Raw genomic sequence first — 18,725 nt, forward strand, 5'->3', positions numbered from 1 at the left:
TGTGTTACCAAAATAATTAAATAAAGTCTAATTTGCCATCGAATTATCGATTTGATAATTATTTATCATAGTATACTTAAATTGGATAATGCTTTATATAATTAAATATATCGCGGTCATATTATAAACCAGATTGCATAAGCTTATTTTGATATATATCATAATTTCATGAAATATTTACAATATCTTCCTTAGTAATACTTTAGTAATATCAAGATTCATCAGAATATTACAGATAGTTTGCTTGATGATTAAGCTCATCTTACTATTATTCGAGCAATCACTACTCGGCCAGAAAATCTTGATTTCACCGTAACAGCTATATAAGGAATCAAATGAATCATGCTATGAGAATAGCTGATAGTGATGAGTTAAAATTTAGCTCATCACTTCTCAGTTTCAAGGGAACCACACAGGCATTATTAAAAGCTTGCCATCAAAAAGATGCGACAAACAGTGAAATTGCCAGGCTCATTCAAACTGATCCAGTGCTCTGCAGTTACCTTATTCATCTAGTTAATGTATCAAACCAGGCTACCCATGTTGTTACTTCCCTATCAGAGGCGGTCTCTCTTGTGGGTATACCCGTTATCAAGCAATTAGCCATAGGATTTTCACTAATAGATCAATTTCGAAGTGGTTCTGCTAATGGGTTTGATTATCAAGAATTTTGGTCACATTCGCTGTTAATGGCGCTTGCTATGCAGGAATTAGGTAAAACAGCTCGAATTTGCACACAAGATGAGCTATTTGCTTGTGGTTTAATGGCACGTATCGGGTGTTTAGCATTGGCTACCACTCATCCAGATAAATATGCTGCATTAATAATCAAGCAAAAACAAAACTCGAGTATTTCTCTGGCTACACTTGAGCAGCAGTATTTGCAGACAGATCACAACGAATTAACCGCAACCCTGTTGAGTGATTTTGGCCTTCCCAAGATTTTAGTAGAAGCGGTTTATTACCATGAAGTACCCGCAGAGTCGGGTTTTTCTGAAGGTTCTTATCCATTTCAACTCGTGAACCTGATACATTTAGCTAAACAAATCGCTGATTTTGGACTAGCTTCAGAATCAGAGCGTACTGTTCGAATTTCTGAGCTTATGTTACTCAGTGGAAAAATTGGTCTTGACACAGAATCATTTGGCAACCTTATAGACCAGATTACTCAGGAATGGCATGCTTATGGAAAAATACTTCAGATAGAAACCATCAATCTCCCGTCTTTCCATAATATGCTCAGCGCTTCTGTACCCTACCTGGAAATGACAACGAGCGATGCTCCTTGGAAGGTACTTTTAGTTGAGGATGATCCATTCGGTCTGGAAACGGCTGAAGAGGTGCTGGCCGATATGCTGGGTTACACTGTATTCTCAGCCACTAATGGCAAACAGGCATTATCACTAGCCATGGATATCATGCCTCATATTATCGTAACAGACTGGGCTATGCCAGTCATGGACGGTCTGGCACTAACTCGAGCCTTACGCACTACAGCCTGGGGTCAAAATATGTACATCATCATGCTTACGGGCTACGAAGATGATAAGAAAATTGTAGAGGCTTTTGAAGCCGGGGTTAATGATTATATGACAAAACCCGTCAATGTTCCCGCCTTTCGTGCCAGATTACATGCTGCCTGGCATTATAGAAAACTACAAGAGGCTTGGGAACGTGACCAACTTCATCTCAAACGTTTTGCCGCTGAATTGGCTGTCACTAACCATAAGCTCAAGCATGATGCATTAACCGATATGCTGACCGGCATACCTAATCGTCGTGCTGGCATGAAAGCATTAACTGGAGCCTGGAATAGCGCTAACCGTTCTGGTCAATCCATCGCAGTCATGCTGATCGACATTGATCATTTCAAAAAAATCAATGATACCTATGGTCATGCCATCGGTGATAGGGTACTCAAAGAAGTGGCTACTTCCATCCGAAATATTACCCGTAAGGGAGAAATTTTTTGCCGTATAGGAGGAGAAGAGTTTTTGATGATTTGTCCGAATGGCTGCACCGATGCGAAATCTGCTTTTCCTCTCGCAGAAAGGCTACGTCAGCATGTAAAAATGCAAGAAATCAATATTGATGAAACCCGTATTCAGATTTCTATCAGTATCGGCATTGCCTTAAAAGATGCAGGGATGAAAAGTGACGAACAGCTGGTAAAAGCAGCAGATAGAGCCCTGTATGCGGCTAAAAATGCCGGAAGAGACAGAGTTTACTTAGCCATTGAAAATCAACTGATTAGCTCTAATTTTTGCTGAGAGATTCTTTACTCCATTTCTCAATCAAAACTGACTTTGTCGGCTTCACCTTACCGTATGATTGATACTTTCTGCGATTCGCCTTCGCGTCACGTTTGATTCGGAAATGGAATAATCAACTTTACTGCCTGATAAGGATTGAATAATAACTTAATCTTTAGCCGATAAATGACAAGGTGGATGCGTGCTTTCTGTTGTGCGGGTCAAGCTTTTAGTCTTGCCAATCATCGGAATACCGATATAAGCACGTAGATTGATAGTATTTTCATCTGTCAGACGTAAATTGGCACTGTAATATTTATTTTCATCCGCTTTGTAAAGGGTACCTCCTACCCATTCAGTAGGGTCACCCTTTTTTGATCGCATATTCCACAATACTTTAGTACCACAGAGTGTCGGATTTTCTGTATTGGCTTCAGGGCTGAGCCAGGCAATGTGGCCGCACAAATTCTCATTATCGCAATACTCTAATCGCACGGCAACGTCCTTTTTTTTGCTTAACCACAAGCCCGTCACCTCCTTATTGCTGTCAGCATACAGGAGTGCTGGGAATGTCAGGATGACAAATAATGAGATCATAATCGAATATGGCATGGCGTACTGTCTATAAAATTTATTTTAAAAAGTAAAAATACCTAGCAAAATCAGATATCGCCAGATAAGAACTCGCTGCTATTTGCTCAATATACCAAAAAATGAGAAGACATGTCATAGACTTATAGCTAATCGTGCAACCATAGTTTTTTTTCAATTTTTATAAGACTATTTTCACTGTTCAGCTGTAAGCTTTCTTACTAGAATGTAGTGTCCCAGGTCTTATCTCAGTCATAAATCATTTTCATTACTAAGAGAAATCAATTATGCGCCCGATCCCTCCTCGCCCTCCAGGTTCTGATTTCTTTGTGCGTCGACTGGCAGCGTTGACGTTGGCTGTTATTATCTTGATGCTGCTATGGCAGTCGCTGCCCATGATCGAGTCACTTTTCACACCTGAATATAGTAGTGTTCGCACGGTGACTGCACGCGGCGACCTTGCCGCAGACGAACGTGCAACTATTGAGCTTTTCGAAAAATCCCGTGACTCGGTGGTATTTATCTCAACATCCAGGCTAGTTCAAGATATTTGGACACGCAATATTTTTGCCATTCCTAGAGGTACAGGCTCGGGCTTTATCTGGGATGATGCTGGTCATGTCGTTACTAATTTCCATGTGATTGAGGGTTCCAGTGAAGCAACGGTTAAGCTGGCTGATGGGCGTGATTATAAAGCTGCGCTGGTAGGTGTGAGTCCAGCACATGATATAGCCGTCTTAAGAATCGGTATAGGCTTTAAACGCCCTCCTCCTGTTCCAATAGGCACCAGTCATGATTTAAAAGTAGGACAAAAAGTCTTTGCCATTGGTAATCCTTTCGGACTCGACTGGACATTGACCACAGGTATTATCTCTGCACTGGATCGCTCGCTCCCTAGCGAAAGCGGTACCACTTCCATTCAACATTTAATTCAGACCGATGCAGCTATCAACCCTGGAAATTCGGGCGGACCTCTGCTGGATTCAGCCGGGCGTCTGATTGGCATTAACACAGCAATCTATAGTCCAAGTGGAGCATCTGTTGGTATCGGCTTCGCTGTGCCGGTCGACACTATGATGCGTGTGGTACCCCAACTCATCGCCAAGGGTAAATACATACGCCCGACACTGGGCATTGAAGTCGATGAACGCCTCAACGCACGTGTTACAGCCATGCTGAATATTGAGGGAGTAGTCGTGTTTCGTGTAACCCCTGATTCAGCAGCTGATAAAGCGGGCTTGAAAGGCGCCACCTTAACGCCGGATGGCGGCATTATTCCGAAAGATGTGATCGTAGCCATACAAGGTAAGCAGGTAGATTCCGTCTCTAAGCTGTTAGCAATGGTAGATGATTTCAACGTGGGCGATCGAGTGCAGCTGACCATCATGCGCGATGGTAAAACAAGAGAGACCGACGTCATTCTCCAGCCAGGCGCGTAAACTTGGCACTGTGCTAACGCCAGAAGCCACCAAAATACCAGCGCGGTGAAGAACGTACCCGCCCATGCGATGTAAATGAAATGGGCTGAGCAGGCCACTGAATAGTGGGAGTAGCGCGAAGTAACAGTAAACGCTTAATGCGTTCTTCCGTCGCGGGATGTGTTCTGAGCCAGGAAGGTTGAGGATTGCCCCAGCCAGGAAACAATAAGGAACGCCAGGACTGACTGACTCGTTCGATCTTGGCAAGCGCCAATGCTAGCGCTTCGGGATCTTTGGTAAGTTCGCTCGCCTTCAGATCAGCGTTAAATTCCCGTACCCGCGAAAGCCCCAGTTGCAATAGCACAACCAAATGGGGTGAGAAAAGTAGCAGAAGCAGCATAGCCCAGTTAATGGTTGCGTAACCGAATAGTATAGAAGGTAGCGCCAAAAATAACAGTATCTGGCCAATCAGTGACAATATGCTTGTCAGACGACTAATATAATCTGCTAAACCCATCACTAAAAGGTCGCCATTTGCAACGTGAGCAGTTTCATGCGCCAGCACAGCAGCAAGTTCTCGTGTCGACAAATGACGCAACAAACCATCAGTAAGCGCGATAGCAGCCTGCTGCCGACTACCGACTGTGAATGCATTGACCATGGGGCTTGCAACATAGTATAGCGTGGGCACATTATTCAATTCAGCGCGTACTGCGAGAAACGTCATGATTTGCCATAATTCCGGCGCTTCGTGGCGTGCAATGGGACGGGCACGGTAGAGTGCCAACGTCAATCGCGAACCTAATGCAGGTTCCATCAACACGATGATCACACTGATCAGAGCAATTATCCATAAACCATTTTCGCCAAATAATAACCAGCCAGCGAGAATAAAAACACCCAGCAACAAACAAACTAACAGAAGAGTTTGTAAGCGGTTAAGCCAAGAATGTGCACGAATACTTAACATAATCTATTCCAGTTGCCTCCCATCCGGTAATTACTATCCATATCTGAGTAATGCACCGGCAAAAAACATTCGATACAATATTCATGAATCCGACGCCAGTTTTGTGCGGTAAAGATACGCTACTTTGCTCCCAGCTATCCCTGTTGGGTTGACAAAACAGGGCTGATCCAGAGCCCCTGCAGTTTGTTATTGCTATAACACTTTGGAAAAACACATTTGATCATGGTTCAATGTAATTTAATCAGAATTTGGAATGTACAGTTGGCTGAACGCTAGATATCCACCTCGCACAACTAATATTATCGGTTAATCTTGCTGTCGGCTATTCAAAAATCTGGCATAAGCAAAAAGTGAAAGGGGAATCTCATGGCACATCAATCTGAGCAGATGCAGGAATTGGTCGTTACAGAAATACAAAAAGAATCCAAAAACAGGGGTGCCCCGATGATATTCAGCAAGTCAAACAGTATGTCAAAACCCTGAAAAAACACTCAGCATTCTATGGGGCAAGTAAATTATTAAATCTGGCGCGGGATAAACAACGCATATTGCGTCAGCAGGAAAGCAGCCAACAAGCAGATGGAGCAGAAAAAGTGTGGTGGCAAGAAAATACTGCCCAGAATGAGGTTTGGATCATCCAGCAACAAGCTCAGTGCCTCTATAAAAACGAGGAACTCCCCCTAGGACGCGTCTGGATCAAGCTCTGGTTCTGTTGGAAGAAATTGGTTTGCGCGACCCTAACAACAAGAATGCGGAAACCCTGGGTGTGGGAGGTGCCATATACAAACGCAAATGGCAGCAATTTGGCCAATTAGAGGATTTGCATGAATCTCTGTCTTTTTACCGCGCTGCTTTTGAGCGCAACCGACAACAGGATATGGGATATGGCGGCATCAATGCCGCATTTATTCTGGATGTGCTGGCAAATCGAGCTAGACTCATTGCACAACGCAGCGGTACTTCGTTAAATGAAGCAAAGCGTTTGCAAAAAGAAGCAACAGAATTACGGCAGCAAATTGCTGAGCTAATATCCACACAGCTAGCTGAAGATCAAAACCTAGATAAAGAAAATCTCTTCTAGTATCAAGTTACGCTGGCTGAAGCATATTTTGGCATGCAGGATTATGCGAAAGCCGGTGAATGGCTTTCCAAGGCAAATGAAACCAAACCTGACCCCTGGCAACAACAAACCTTATTTCTCCAACTGCTGCAAATCACAAATCTGCAAGGGAGCGCTATCCCTCAAGAAACAGACAATCCCGCTGCTTGGCATCCAGCCTGGTAAGCGCTCTCTGTGGTGGTAGGTAAAGAAAACGCATTGCGGGCATTTGCAACAGGCACCGGTAAAGTTGAGCTCGCGCTCTCGGGCGGAGGGTTCCGTGCCTCCTTTTTCGATTTAGGCGTGATGGCACGGTTAGCGGAAATCGACGCCCTGCGCAGCGTGGAGGCTTTGTCTACTGTGTCTGGCGGCAGCATTCTTGGCGTATATTATTACCTTGAAGTGCAAAATTTGCTGCAAACCAAATTAGACAATGAAATTACGCGCGAGGATTACATCGATATCATCCGAAGAATTCAAGAAAAATTTCTGGAAAGTGTCCAGACCAATATCAGAATGAAAACTTTCGCAAGGCTGAAGGATAATCTGGATGTCCTTTTTCGCAAAAAACACTACTCACGCAGTCATCGGCTCGGTGAGCTGTATGAATCCGAGCTTTATCAGAAAGTAAACGATGGCCATGCTTATGACTCACCACGAACGATGGCTGAATTGTTGGTGCAGCCAAAGGACGAATCCGATGCAGCCTCATTTAAACCGAAATTTTCCAACTGGTTACGACGCGCCAAAGTTCCCGTATTAGTCCTTAACAGCACCTCCCTCAATTCCGGTCACAACTGGCAGTTTACTGCCCGCTCGATGGGCGAGCCACCTAGCTTGATCGAGGAAGAAATTGATGCCAACGAGCGCTATCGGCGTATGTATTACGAAGATGCACCTGAAGATTTGCAAAAATACCGCCTAGGCTATGCCGTCGCTGCATCGGCTTGTGTGCCGGGTTTGCTTGAACCTCTCACTATCTCCGGCCTTTACCGAGATCGCATTGTTCGACTTGTGGATGGTGGCGTGCATGATAACCAGGGTGTAGCTGGTCTGCTCGATGAAGGTTGTACTCGTATTTTATGCAGTGATGCAAGTGGACAGATGAATGATGTTCATAACCCATCCGATACGCCTGTAGGTGCAGTTTTACGCGCTAACCGTATTCTGCAGGACCGGGTGCGAGAAGCTGAATATCTGGATTTACTCAATCGCCTGGATAGTCATGCTTTAAATGGTTTGTTTTTTGTCCACACAAAGAAAGAACTGGAAACGGCCCCGCTAGACTGGGTTAACTGCCAGGATCCGCAGATACCAGCAAAACCAGTAAGCAACGTAACTTCCTATGGGGTGGATCGGGAATTACAAAAAAAGATTGCCGGCATGCGTACTGATCTGGATGTGTTTACTGAAGTCGAAGCGTATGCATTGATGGCGAGCGGCTACCGAATCGCCAAGCGCGAATTTGAATTGCTGCAGGAACAACACCGCAAAGAGGGCAATCACGGCACTTGGGGTAGCTATCAGATTGACGCGGCTGAAGTAGAGTGGTCATTCAGGCCGTTGGAACCCCTCCTTGCACTGCAACCAGATACTAATGCTCAAAGCAAAGATCTAAATTTGCAATTGCATGTCGCACGCAAGCTTTTCTTTAAAGCATGGGATTTGATACTGGTTTACAAGATTCTGGCTGCACTCACTGGGATGCTTGTCCTGGTGGGTTTGGGTATTCTGATAGTGCTGGCTTGGGATACAACGGTTATTCCGGCATTTTCAGTGGGGGCTTTGATTACCTTGAGTATTATGGCACTCATTGGCTTTCTTCTACCGATATCCCGCTGGCTAAGCCCAGGGGACGAAGCGAAAAGCGCCTTACTTAAATTTGCCATTGCTGCCATAGGCTATATTTTGGCCACATCCACCTCTACTTGGTTGATCGATGGTTTCTAGCCCGAGGTAGACTGGATCGATTGTTAAAACTAAAGCCATAAACCAAATGATGCCACTACATACGCCCTTGAACCTCAAGGACGTATGTATATTGAAGTGCGCTTTATATTATTGGACAGAGTTTTATTCTTGTCAGCGATATAATACTTTACAAGGCTAGCAAACCTCTGCTGGCTAACCGAATAAGTTTATAATTTTCTCCAACTCATCGGTATTTTCATTTCGTGCTTTTCTGAAATTGAGGATTTTCTTCAGATTGTCCTTTGTGGTACCAAACATCCAGCTTTCGCTTGCCATAGGTTTAGCGTCATAAAAAAATGTCTCCGCCTCGGAATATCTAGTTTCGATCACCGCCAATTCGAGTAAGGTTGCATAGTCCCAGTAATCAGGTGTCTTTCGTTTCATCTTGGCACATACGGCATACTCTACCGCAGGCGCTAAACGCAGCGCTTTTTCCCTTTCTCCCAGCAATTCCAGGCAAGTGACATAATTGATACCCGGATAGGCATCACGCGGGTCAGACTCAAATCCCTTTTCATAATACTTTAAGGCGTTCTTTAGATAGAATTTAGCCTCATTGATATTGCCGGCTTTGTAGGCCCTTTCAAACTTGTCTTTGTGTATTCTTCCCCAAATGCCATAAGATTCACTACTCGCCTTCCCTTCCTGTTCCAGCTTTCTCAGAACTGATTCAGCTTCCTGTATCATCACTTCATCAACGGATCTTGCTTTGCCAGCGTTGCGGTTGAGAACAAAGGCATATTGTTCCTGCACCATCACGGTTTCAAACACATAGCGGGGTAATTGTTTAATAAAGTCATACATTTCATTGAAGGCCTCAATGTTCCGGTAGGAAATCATGATATCAATCAATACGGCTGTTTCCATGTTTTCAAGCGGCTTATATTTATCAATCACCCGATTAATAGCCTCAATTCGTAACGATTTGATCTTGCTCGGGTCATCATTTGTTAAATTACGGGCATAGGCCAATTCCTTTTTAATTGCTTCATCGTATTTGACCCTCTCCCTGAAAATATCCGTCTTTTCATGGGCCACTGCATTTTGGAAAGCAATACCATTGATCATGTCATATAGCGGACTGTCGGTTGACCTGTTCTTCTTGGCATGCTGCAGGATATCCGCCAGCTTGTTTATGTCATTTTCTTTATCAGACAGATTAAAATCCTTGTCCACCTGGTAGGGAAAGGTACGGTTAGAACCAATGTCGAAAGGCAGCGGAAAATGAGAGGAGGCGATAATCGGAATCGTGGTAAACGGTTTAACCGCATAACGCATACCGAGCTCATAAAAGGCGTTCGGATTCAAATTAGTCAGATCTGCGATGCAGAATTCACATAAAATGATTTTTTCATACATCGTCTTGTGAATAGACCCGAAGCCCTTTTCTTCTCTTTCTATTAAGGGCTCCAGGTCCGCTTTAATAATGGCAGGTTTGATCAGATCATCGTAGATTTTATCGAAATCAATCTTCTGCACGGGATCATTCTGCCCCGCCAACTGTTTCGACCTCAGGTCATTGAGGTTTTCTTTCTTACCGAACGAGGTGATAACGAAACAATAAGGATTCATGGCAACACCTTTTATGTAAATAACTGATTAGGATCGTTCAATGCCACCCAAACGAGCGGCTTCACCTGTTGCAGCGAATACCAGATATCGATTTTAAGTACACTGTAATAAGCGTGATCGCCATCTGCAAGCACTTTTAACGATTAAATATTTTTTCACCTGTTTTATGCGAAAGCTCACTTTAAAACAACGTCACAATACATTATCGTATTACAATTGAATAGCTAGGAAGTTATTTAGCGCCGGTAGTGCCTGTTTACAACTGTTCGGAAGAAAGAGAGGCTTTATGATGTCCATCTTGGAATGCGTAGCTGACCGTCAGGCAATCTGGTCAGAAACAGCGAATGCCCTAAAATCAGCCACCGATCGCGCACGTTATTCAACTTTTATCGCTTCATTCCTGGGTGCTTTGTTTGCCGCATTCGCAGTCCAGCAAATTAACCCCGGCATTGCCAATTATCTGGCTGTACTCAGTGCGATCAGTCTTGCATTTGTCACGTTTATCACGGCAAGATGGCTGAACAAAGATGTCCTTGACCGCCACTCGCGTGTACGCATCGCGTCGGAAGCATTAAAAAGAGAGGCTTTTCTCTACGCTACCCAGACTGCCCCATACCATGATCCTCAAACACGCGATAAAATTCTGCTGGATCAGAAGGGTGAGATTGAAAATAAGGTAAATGATCTGCTTCTTTTTGAGCAGACAGCCAAGGGTTTGGGAAGTTGCCCCAGGCAGGACCTCAGCCTAAATGAATATATGGAGCAACGGGTCGAGAAGCAAATCAAGTATTACCGCGATCGATCGACACGATATAACACCTACTCCCAACGATTGCATACTCTGGAATGGATGCTTTCACTCATCGCTGCCATTATTGCTGCACTTGCCGCATCCCCCCTTCTGAATATTGATCTGGCAGCCATTACCGCTGTGCTAACCACGCTAGGTGGTGTCGTGGTATCGCATCTGGAAGCAACTCGCTTTGACAAACTGATTCCGATATACCGTGCAACAGCCAATCGGCTTGAAAACATCAGGCTAAAAACGCAGATCGATAAAGCAACATCAACCGATTGGGTAAAAGAATGTGAAACCGTGCTGGCCGCAGAAAACAGTGCCTGGATGGGTTTATGGATAGAATCTTAAGTTCTGAAAATAGTGATGGGATTGAACAATTCATACTATTGTTATGGTGAGGAAATCATGACAGAGGCTACTTGACAACTCCTAATTCCATTTCTAAATCAAAAATAGAATCATACTGGCCTCACTAACCTGATTTCTCTAAGTGCCTGCGCCGGCAAACTCACTCCTATGGGAATGGAGCGTACGCCACTTCGGAAATTTGCCTGGTACCCACTCTCGAGTGGGTACCATATTACACAAAATACTTCGTAGCAATCGGTTTGACGCGGACAGATCTTCTTGTACGCTTTCCAGTGGCGGGCGCATCTGCTGGAACTGTTCGCGACTAATATCACTTGGATAACGTGCTCTCATCCTGCAAATATCGTATTTTTTCCGTTAAACAAAAAACTTTGAACAGATTCTAAGATAAATTCTATGATGTTTCATTCGAGGAAGCTTTGTCTTCATGAACTGGCAAATCAGGGCATTGCTTCTGATATTTGATCTCGGGCGATACCCACTCATGCCATTCCATTTGACTCATATTGCGTGTCAGTTTATTGCAGAGTGTCTCACTCCAGGTTACCGTCGCTGGCCACAGACGTATCGTCTTATCGGCGCTGCCCGAAACGATGCGGATACCATCAGGACTGAACACAGCGCTCGATACCCATCCCAGATGTCCGGGCATCGGATTGCCCATGGGTAGGCTATTGTTGACATCCCATAACCGGAGCATCATATCGTGGCTGCCTGAAACGATACGATGGCTATCAGGACTGAAGGCAACGCTATTGACACGTGCTTCATGCCCTAGTAACGGCTCACCGACAGGCTGACCGGTATAGGCGTCCCATAGTCGCACCGTTTTATCTTTGCTGCCTGAGACAATATACTGCCCATCCGGGCTATAGGCGACATTAACCACAGGCCCTTTGTGTCCGCGCATAGGTTCCCCTACAGGTTGTTGGCTGTTCGCGTCCCATCGCTGCAAGGTATGATCGTAGCTGGCAGAAACTATAAATGCACCATCCGGACTGAAAGCGACACTTCTGACCATTTCTGCATGTCCTTGCATCGGTTGTCCGATCGGTTGACCAGTCTGTGCATCCCACACGCGCACCGTATTGTCTTTCCCTCCTGACGCAACCCGCATGCCATCAGGACTGATTGCGACCGTTTCTACACCGTCTTCATGGCCATACCATGGTTGCCCCATTTGCTTGCCGTTAACGGCATCCCACAGCCGCAAGGTCTTATCGCTGGCAGCCGAAACAATGCGTGTGCCATCAGGCGTGAACACGGCGCCATTGAGCGTGCCTTCATGTCCTTTCATCGGTTCACCAATCGGCTGACCCATACTTGCATCCCACAAACGTAAGGTTTTATCATCACTCGCCGAGAGAATGCGGTTGCCATCCGGGCTAAAAGCCACACTCGTCACCATATCTTCGTGCCCCTGCAACGGCACATCGATCAATTGAATATTGCTTGCGTCCCATAGCCGCAGTGTCGCATCACGGCTGACTGATGCAATTTGCTTTCCGTCTGGGGAGAATGCCACACTGACCACCGCACTTTCGTGTCCACGCATGGGCTCACCAATGAGTTGGCCAGTACGGGTATTCCACAGTCGCAAAGTCTTATCCTCGCTGCCCGAAACCAATCGTGCGCCATCAGGTGAAAAAGCAACGCTGGTAATGGCGCCATTATGCCCAGTTAATACCTGCATCAGCTTTTTTGTCTGAACATCCCATAGCCGCAGTGTTTTATCCTCGCCACCCCACACCACCAGACCACCGTCAGGAGAAAGGGCAGCGCTGCGTATGGCACCCTCATGCCCCAGCAATGATTCACCCATTGATTCACCCGTCCGAAGATCCCATAGCCGAAACGTGCTCTTACTTACCGTCATCAACTGATTACCATCAGGGGAAAAAGCGATACTGTAGATGGGTTCTTCGCTTGGCAACCCATCTAACTTATTACCGATGGGTTGCGCGGTGTTGATATCCCATACACGCAGCGTTCCACCAGCATTAGCTGTTGCCAGCCGTTTGCCATCAGGTGAAAAGGCAAGACTGATCACACCTTTCTCACTGATAGCTATCGGCTCCTCGAGTAATGGGTGCGTCTGAATACTCCACCCTTTGAATACCCCATCATCACCAGCAGAGAACAAACGCCTACCATCTGGACTGAATGCAACCGCACTAACCGGAGTGACTGTATTCCAGATTTTCTGGATATTGGATGTTCTGTTCAATGTCGTGATGAGTGCCGCATCCACTTTTTTGTTGCCAGGTGCGATTTGTTTTGCTGCCAGCAACTGCAGCAGGGCACGCTCATCCCCGCCTGGACGAATGCCATTCGAGATATCCAGGCTTTCAGACACCAAACGCAAGCTAAGGGCTTCGCGTTGCGCCAGCTTTCTTTCTTTTTTTTCAAAATTGGCATGATACAGCCCGTAGCCTGCCACTCCGAACAAAATAATGACCGTCAATAAGGCGCCTTGCAGTTGTCGCGCCTGCTTGCGTAACTGTGCAGCGTCTGCTAGTGCCCTTTCTGTGGCCCTGAGCCGTTCTGCTGCCAGTGCTTCTGCCGCCGCCTGTTTTTCCAGTGCAGTTTCGAGCACCATCCGGCGCCGCTGCTCCTCCTTCTCAGCCTGAAGCCGCTGGAGTTCCGCCTGCCGTAGGCGTTCGTCACGAGCTTTACTCACCACACTGACCAACCGGTCGTGAATCAACTCTATCCGATTGATGCCTGACTGCTGATCAATACGTAGCAGCCGGTGTTTATTTGCCAGCAGTGAAAGTTGATCCCTTGTCAGAAACCCATCCTGCAACGCTTGCTCAACAGGATAGCTACTGCGATAACGATTTCCTTGAATCAAATGGGTTTCAATGAACTCTGAAACAGCTGCTGGCATACCCGTCAATGCCTGGTGATAAAAATCCTGAAGAATATCTTGGCCAGCCTCGCGCAATAGTGCGATATCAATCTTCCCATCCGGTGAGCGACGCTGATTAAGCTGATAGCAACACAAACTCAGCAATACCGGTTCGATCACTGGTAGTACACCGCTTGTGGCAGAATCAAGATTGCCGACAAAATCAATCAGCGGTTCAGCCACGCCCGCTGCCAGCACAGCCGCGCCCGCAGCCATGACCGCCTCAATGGCCCGCTCACGGGACATGGGCAGCAAACGCAAGCGGTTGCGCAATAAAGAGGGGACTCGCCCCTGCCATCCTTCAATTTCCGGAAGAAAATCTTCACGAAAGGACAATACCATACGATAGCGTTGCGCCTGCAATGCCAACTCAGACAGAGCACGCCGACTGTCATCCCCAATGGTGAGCTCACTCGGAATTCGGTTTTCAATCAAATCGGCTAACGCATTCAGAATATGCTCAATCTGATCAGGTGTTTTCTCTCCTTGAGAAAAAATTTCTTCGAACTGATCAAATACCAGTACCGGGATCAGCAGATAATTGTCTCGACTCCAGATTTCGAGATCACGACGATGCAGATAGTGCCATAAGCTTTCCTCTTTTGCCGGCGCTGGATATTCTGCATCTGCTTCGGTCAGCGCATCCTGCAATTTCTGCATCGCTTGTTCGAGTGGCGATAATAACGCCGATGGTGCAAAATCGAGCCGCAGATGAACAGGTAAATAATGCTCAGCCCGCAATAATGGATACAACCCTGCCTGTAATAAGGATGTCTTACCCAGGCCGGATTTACCATAGAGAACGGTTAGCGGCGCCAGCCGAATCATGCGCAATAATTCGGCTGCTTCCTCTTTACGGCCAAAAAAGAAGTTATTTGCACTCTCACTGTAAGCTGCCAGCCCTGGCCACGGCGATTGCGCGGTGAGCATAGTACCTGTCTTTGAATCACCGCTGTTAGAAGCTGATTCAGGAGCGTTAGCTAACAAAGGTTGGCGTGGGATATTCATCGCTTAAACGCTACGCTGTCGCTCAGCCCGAATGAGTTTCTTCAATAACGCATTCGTCTGCTCATCTGGAAGACCGGCTGGCGCATAACCAAAATGCAAGGCATCCTTCCATTGACGCGGCACACGCTGATATTGTTCCGGATCGTAAGTTTGATCGACGATGACGGGAACGACAAAAGTTCTTCCCTGGATCGATTTACTCCGGTCTAGCGCTTCGTTCCATTCACGTCGAAAGAATTTTTCGTCCAATTGATCAGCCGAACTGGAGATGACTGGTACGAAATAACGGCAGGTGCGAATGCCGTTCAGAATACATTCCCGAAAATCTTGTCCTGGTTCGATCACGGATTTATCGAACCAGATTTCGTTAGCTGCCACACCCAGCGACTTCAACGATTCAACCAGCTTAACGGCGGCAGAATAATCTGGCGCACGACAATAGCTGATGAAAAACAGCGTATTATGAGGAACAACCTCAGCTTGCGCAGGCGCTAACGCCGCTGTCTCGCCATAACGCGCCAGCCAGCGCTGATGCAATTCGGCGATAAATGCTGCCGGTGAAATATCAGACAGAACTTCTGTTCCCTCGCTATAGCTTTTTAGGAAATAGATCAGCTCCTCTTCCGGTTTTAATGCTTCAATCATCCATTCGCGTTTTCTTTGCGTATTCGACAGTCGATGCAGGTTAGTCAGACGCAGAAAGAACCGGTTCAGCCAGCCAGGAAAATTGCAGCCAATCAACAGCAAATTACGCTGCTGCAATTCGGCAAAAAACTTGATCGGGACATGGCTGCCGCGTGCAATGATGTTATGCACATATTCCAGAATGTCTTCATCGTGAATGGCAAACATGGGTGCAGGCCGTGATTTACCGAACATATAGAGCAAGTACACCTCTCCCTGGCGCGATAACCAGTCAGTGGGCAAATCTGTGCCTTCGCTCGTGGGCAGATAGGGAGAATGCACAATCTCATTAACTGCGCATCGTGTCCTCAGGCTACGGGCGAGCAAATCGTCCGATGTAAGCGTTACAAACAGCCGGAAATGGGTAATCGCGGCAATTTGTCTGACCGGTTCCGGAATGGCTGTTTCACTTTTGGGCGCCAGTTTCTCGATGGCATCATGAATATCGCCATACAGGTCCTGTATGGGATGATCGTGCTTAAGGCGCGTGACCACCTCATTTAATTCGCGAAATGGCGGCAACGGATGACTACCCGGCTCACTGTTATAAAATTCCAAAAGTTGACGCGCTACCTGCGCCTGAAAGGAACCATTGCTGCCTGGGGCAATCAGGGTTTGAGCACCGAGCACGGGCACCACCAATCCATCTTCGATCGATTTCAGTAAACGGTCCCAGCTTCTTTCGTTCATTGCGTGTTTACCGTTTTTCTATATGTCAAGGGGAGTGGATGTTATGAGAGCAGCAACCATGGCTAAAGTCTACCATACTGCCGCATTAACCTTTTAATACCACGAGTAGAAACGCATATTCTTACGCTTTTTAATCAGCAGCACTAATGTGCCGTGCCACCCGGCATAATCTCGAATTTATAAAAGCGAAAGCGAGCAACTCATTAACCATCTCATACCTGTTACCCGACCAAACCGGCAAAAGCACGTGGTTTACCAATGGTTCATTGATCTTCTCAAGCAAGAATTTTACAACTCACTTGTAATGATTTTGTACCTCCTTTTTCTGCATGCTTGGCAGCACATCAGTTTTTGTCAGTTGACATATACAAAAAAGTGATAAACAAATGAAATAATATTATTTCTACGCATAAAGAATGACTGTTAAAGTGCGTAGCCATAAAATAATACACTCTCTCAATGCAATGATACCTAACACGGCACCACAAAGCAGTCAATTGATTCCCCAGGATATCAAGCAGGAGATTCTGCGAGCGATTGCCCGTATTCAATTTGGCTCAGTCGAGATCATTATTCATGATGGTCAAGTCATGCAGATCGAGTGTCGTGAAAAAATTCGCATCCGTCACGCTGATCCTATTCAAAAAACCAAATAACGCATTAGTCATTTAATTCAATTATGTTTGCTCAGAAACTTAACATCACCTCGACCAGAAGACTGGAGAAAGAAAAAAATAAACAGCAATGGCTTGACCGGATGACCGGAAAGACATTGGGGAGAGATGAATGAACTATTCCTGGCGAATCATTTTGCTTTTTACAGCAAACATGTTGCCTCTTGCCTCAATTCAAGCAAATGGAAGCACTGTATTGCTTAAAAATTCTCAAGTAGTAGAGCAACCTATGTTGCAAATAGCACAAGCAACTGGAGGTGACCCCTATAAATGGGCCATCAAACCCAAGGAACAACCTGCAGCCGCAAAACCAGAAACGCCCCAAAAGACCACTTATTTTCAGCGTGCACGCAGCTATGCCACGACACCTGAATCTGATCCCCCTCGCTATGTGCGTAATATGGCCAAGACTGAATATCCCCTATTCAAGGATCTCCACTGGCTGGATTTTGGCGTGGATCATCGGACACGGTTTGAGTTGCGTGATGGCGATATTCGGCGCAACAATCTCTTAACGGATTATCCCTTCCTGCTGCGCACCCGCGCGTACGTGGGGATTAAAAATATTCTCGATCCGTTCCGGATGGCAGTCGAATTTCAAGATTCGCGCGGTTATAACAGCGAATTTCCCAGAGATAACCGTGACTGGAATCCATATGAGTTGATTCAAACCTATGGTGAACTGTACTTCAAGGATGCGCTGGGAAAAGATGATCTGGGAAATAACCGCCCAATCCGAATTCGTGGTGGGCGCATGGCTTGGGAGGCGGTAGACCGGCGTTTGCTCGGGAACAACCAATGGCGCAATACCACCAATAATTTTGAAGGTTTTCGCGTCACCTTCGGGCAGGAAGCCAATGATTGGGAATTCGATTCCTGGGGCGTGCAGCCAGTCATTCGTGACATTGATGAGTTTGATGGGCGCAACAAAAGCCAATGGTTTTACGGTGCCATTGGTCATTGGCGCAAGTGGTCTGACGTCATCACAATCCAGCCTTATTTCATGGGCCTCAAGCAGGATGATAGAGAGGGACGTCAACCAGAGCGCGACATCTATTCACCCGCCATCCGTGCTTATGGGGTGCTGCCGGGGACCAATATCGATTTTGATCTGCACACCATCTATCAGTTTGGCCGAGATAACGGCCTAAAAAAATCAGCCTGGTCTTATCTGCTTGAGTTTGGCTATACCTTTAAGCATGACTGGAAACCGAGGCTCAGCGCGTTTTATGGTTTTGTCAGTGGTGACCGCAATCCTAAAGACCATGTCGACAATCGTTTTGAACGCTTCTTTGGATTTGCCCGCCCCTGGTCACCTGATGACTATATCGTGATGGAAAACATTAAAGCGCCCAAAATAGTATTTGAGTTTTCACCCCATAAGGATGTGTCCATCGACGGCGGTTATAGCTGGTTCTGGCTAGCCAGTGACACTGATCGATTTAACAATCTGTTAAACATTTCAACCCCTAACCCTTTCAACCGCGATGCAACCGGCCAAAGCGGCGACTTTATCGGGCAATCGATCAATGCACGCGTCAATTACAAATTAACATCGCTAGTCGACACCACTATCGGGTATTCGCATTTTATGAATGGGGAATTTACCAAAAACCGGCAAATGGCAGCTTTGGGAGAATCCAGAGACAGCTCAAATTTTTTCTACGTGGAAGTCTCCATCCGAGCATTTAAATAAGCGTGTTCAAATTACTCAAAC

At 46.1% G+C, this 18,725-nt stretch carries 13 protein-coding genes; 8 read left to right on the top strand and 5 right to left on the bottom strand.

Features of this window, described 5'->3' with window-relative positions:
- Window positions 1–347 precede the first annotated feature (347 nt).
- A complete protein-coding gene (locus tag BM283_RS04280) occupies window positions 348–2,270 on the top strand; it encodes a GGDEF domain-containing response regulator (protein WP_090690127.1) in 1,923 nt (640 codons plus the stop codon).
- Window positions 2,271–2,420: 150 nt separating this feature from the next.
- Here the strand turns inward: BM283_RS04280 and BM283_RS04285 are convergent, their stop codons facing one another.
- A complete protein-coding gene (locus BM283_RS04285; RefSeq protein ID WP_090690015.1) occupies window positions 2,421–2,864 on the bottom strand; it encodes a DUF2147 domain-containing protein in 444 nt (147 codons plus the stop codon).
- Between the two features lie 266 nt (window positions 2,865–3,130).
- On the opposite strand from BM283_RS04285, the gene BM283_RS04290 reads away from it, so the two are divergent.
- Window positions 3,131–4,282: a S1C family serine protease gene (locus BM283_RS04290; protein WP_090690017.1), complete on the top strand. Its 1,152-nt coding sequence runs from the start codon at window positions 3,131–3,133 to the stop codon at window positions 4,280–4,282.
- A 13-nt stretch (window positions 4,283–4,295) separates the two neighbouring features.
- Here the strand turns inward: BM283_RS04290 and BM283_RS04295 are convergent, their stop codons facing one another.
- The gene (locus BM283_RS04295) at window positions 4,296–5,231 is read right to left on the bottom strand and encodes a zinc metalloprotease HtpX (RefSeq protein WP_090690019.1); all 936 of its coding nucleotides are present in this window, start codon (window positions 5,229–5,231) and stop codon (window positions 4,296–4,298) included.
- A 691-nt stretch (window positions 5,232–5,922) separates the two neighbouring features.
- On the opposite strand from BM283_RS04295, the gene BM283_RS04300 reads away from it, so the two are divergent.
- Genes BM283_RS04300 through BM283_RS04305 form a run of 3 tightly spaced genes read left to right on the top strand, consistent with a single transcriptional unit; the run spans window position 5,923 to window position 8,280 of the window.
- The gene (locus tag BM283_RS04300; RefSeq protein ID WP_368086403.1) at window positions 5,923–6,312 is read left to right on the top strand and encodes a tetratricopeptide repeat-containing protein; all 390 of its coding nucleotides are present in this window, start codon (window positions 5,923–5,925) and stop codon (window positions 6,310–6,312) included.
- Window positions 6,313–6,345: 33 nt separating this feature from the next.
- Window positions 6,346–6,516, top strand: a complete 171-nt coding sequence (locus BM283_RS18635) for a hypothetical protein (protein ID WP_175492023.1) — start codon at window positions 6,346–6,348, stop codon at window positions 6,514–6,516.
- Window positions 6,517–6,525: 9 nt separating this feature from the next.
- A complete protein-coding gene (locus BM283_RS04305) occupies window positions 6,526–8,280 on the top strand; it encodes a patatin-like phospholipase family protein (RefSeq protein WP_090690023.1) in 1,755 nt (584 codons plus the stop codon).
- Between the two features lie 174 nt (window positions 8,281–8,454).
- Here BM283_RS04305 and BM283_RS04310 read toward each other — a convergent pair whose 3' ends face one another.
- Window positions 8,455–9,873 (bottom strand): TRAFs-binding domain-containing protein, encoded by a 1,419-nt coding sequence (locus BM283_RS04310; protein WP_090690026.1) that lies wholly within the window; start codon window positions 9,871–9,873, stop codon window positions 8,455–8,457.
- Window positions 9,874–10,159: 286 nt separating this feature from the next.
- Here BM283_RS04310 and BM283_RS04315 point away from each other — a divergent pair, with 286 nt between their 5' ends.
- The gene (locus BM283_RS04315) at window positions 10,160–11,020 is read left to right on the top strand and encodes a DUF4231 domain-containing protein (RefSeq protein ID WP_090690028.1); all 861 of its coding nucleotides are present in this window, start codon (window positions 10,160–10,162) and stop codon (window positions 11,018–11,020) included.
- Between the two features lie 415 nt (window positions 11,021–11,435).
- Here BM283_RS04315 and BM283_RS04320 read toward each other — a convergent pair whose 3' ends face one another.
- A complete protein-coding gene (locus BM283_RS04320; protein WP_090690032.1) occupies window positions 11,436–14,960 on the bottom strand; it encodes an nSTAND1 domain-containing NTPase in 3,525 nt (1,174 codons plus the stop codon).
- 3 nt (window positions 14,961–14,963) lie between these two features.
- The gene (locus tag BM283_RS04325) at window positions 14,964–16,334 is read right to left on the bottom strand and encodes a toll/interleukin-1 receptor domain-containing protein (protein ID WP_090690034.1); all 1,371 of its coding nucleotides are present in this window, start codon (window positions 16,332–16,334) and stop codon (window positions 14,964–14,966) included.
- Window positions 16,335–16,750: 416 nt separating this feature from the next.
- Here BM283_RS04325 and BM283_RS04330 point away from each other — a divergent pair, with 416 nt between their 5' ends.
- Complete coding sequence (locus BM283_RS04330; protein ID WP_254776153.1) at window positions 16,751–16,990, top strand: YezD family protein; 240 nt, start codon at window positions 16,751–16,753, stop codon at window positions 16,988–16,990.
- Window positions 16,991–17,120: 130 nt separating this feature from the next.
- Window positions 17,121–18,704, top strand: coding sequence for an alginate export family protein (locus BM283_RS04335; protein ID WP_254776155.1), 1,584 nt, complete (start codon window positions 17,121–17,123; stop codon window positions 18,702–18,704).
- Window positions 18,705–18,725 lie beyond the last annotated feature (21 nt).

The sequence above is a fragment of the Nitrosomonas sp. Nm34 genome, from assembly GCF_900113925.1.
In the GTDB taxonomy this organism is placed as follows: Bacteria; Pseudomonadota; Gammaproteobacteria; order Burkholderiales; family Nitrosomonadaceae; genus Nitrosomonas.

What these genes read in the sequence shown, in the direction of transcription:
- BM283_RS04280 (WP_090690127.1), top strand. Translation starts at nt 348, where the DNA reads ATGAGAATAGCTGATAGTGATGAGTTAAAATTTAGCTCATCACTTCTC.
- BM283_RS04285 (WP_090690015.1), bottom strand. Translation starts at nt 2,864, where the DNA reads ATGCCATATTCGATTATGATCTCATTATTTGTCATCCTGACATTCCCA.
- BM283_RS04290 (WP_090690017.1), top strand. Translation starts at nt 3,131, where the DNA reads ATGCGCCCGATCCCTCCTCGCCCTCCAGGTTCTGATTTCTTTGTGCGT.
- BM283_RS04295 (WP_090690019.1), bottom strand. Translation starts at nt 5,231, where the DNA reads ATGTTAAGTATTCGTGCACATTCTTGGCTTAACCGCTTACAAACTCTT.
- BM283_RS18635 (WP_175492023.1), top strand. Translation starts at nt 6,346, where the DNA reads ATGCAGGATTATGCGAAAGCCGGTGAATGGCTTTCCAAGGCAAATGAA.
- BM283_RS04310 (WP_090690026.1), bottom strand. Translation starts at nt 9,873, where the DNA reads ATGAATCCTTATTGTTTCGTTATCACCTCGTTCGGTAAGAAAGAAAAC.
- BM283_RS04315 (WP_090690028.1), top strand. Translation starts at nt 10,160, where the DNA reads ATGATGTCCATCTTGGAATGCGTAGCTGACCGTCAGGCAATCTGGTCA.
- BM283_RS04320 (WP_090690032.1), bottom strand. Translation starts at nt 14,960, where the DNA reads ATGAATATCCCACGCCAACCTTTGTTAGCTAACGCTCCTGAATCAGCT.
- BM283_RS04325 (WP_090690034.1), bottom strand. Translation starts at nt 16,334, where the DNA reads ATGAACGAAAGAAGCTGGGACCGTTTACTGAAATCGATCGAAGATGGA.
- BM283_RS04330 (WP_254776153.1), top strand. Translation starts at nt 16,751, where the DNA reads ATGACTGTTAAAGTGCGTAGCCATAAAATAATACACTCTCTCAATGCA.
- BM283_RS04335 (WP_254776155.1), top strand. Translation starts at nt 17,121, where the DNA reads ATGAACTATTCCTGGCGAATCATTTTGCTTTTTACAGCAAACATGTTG.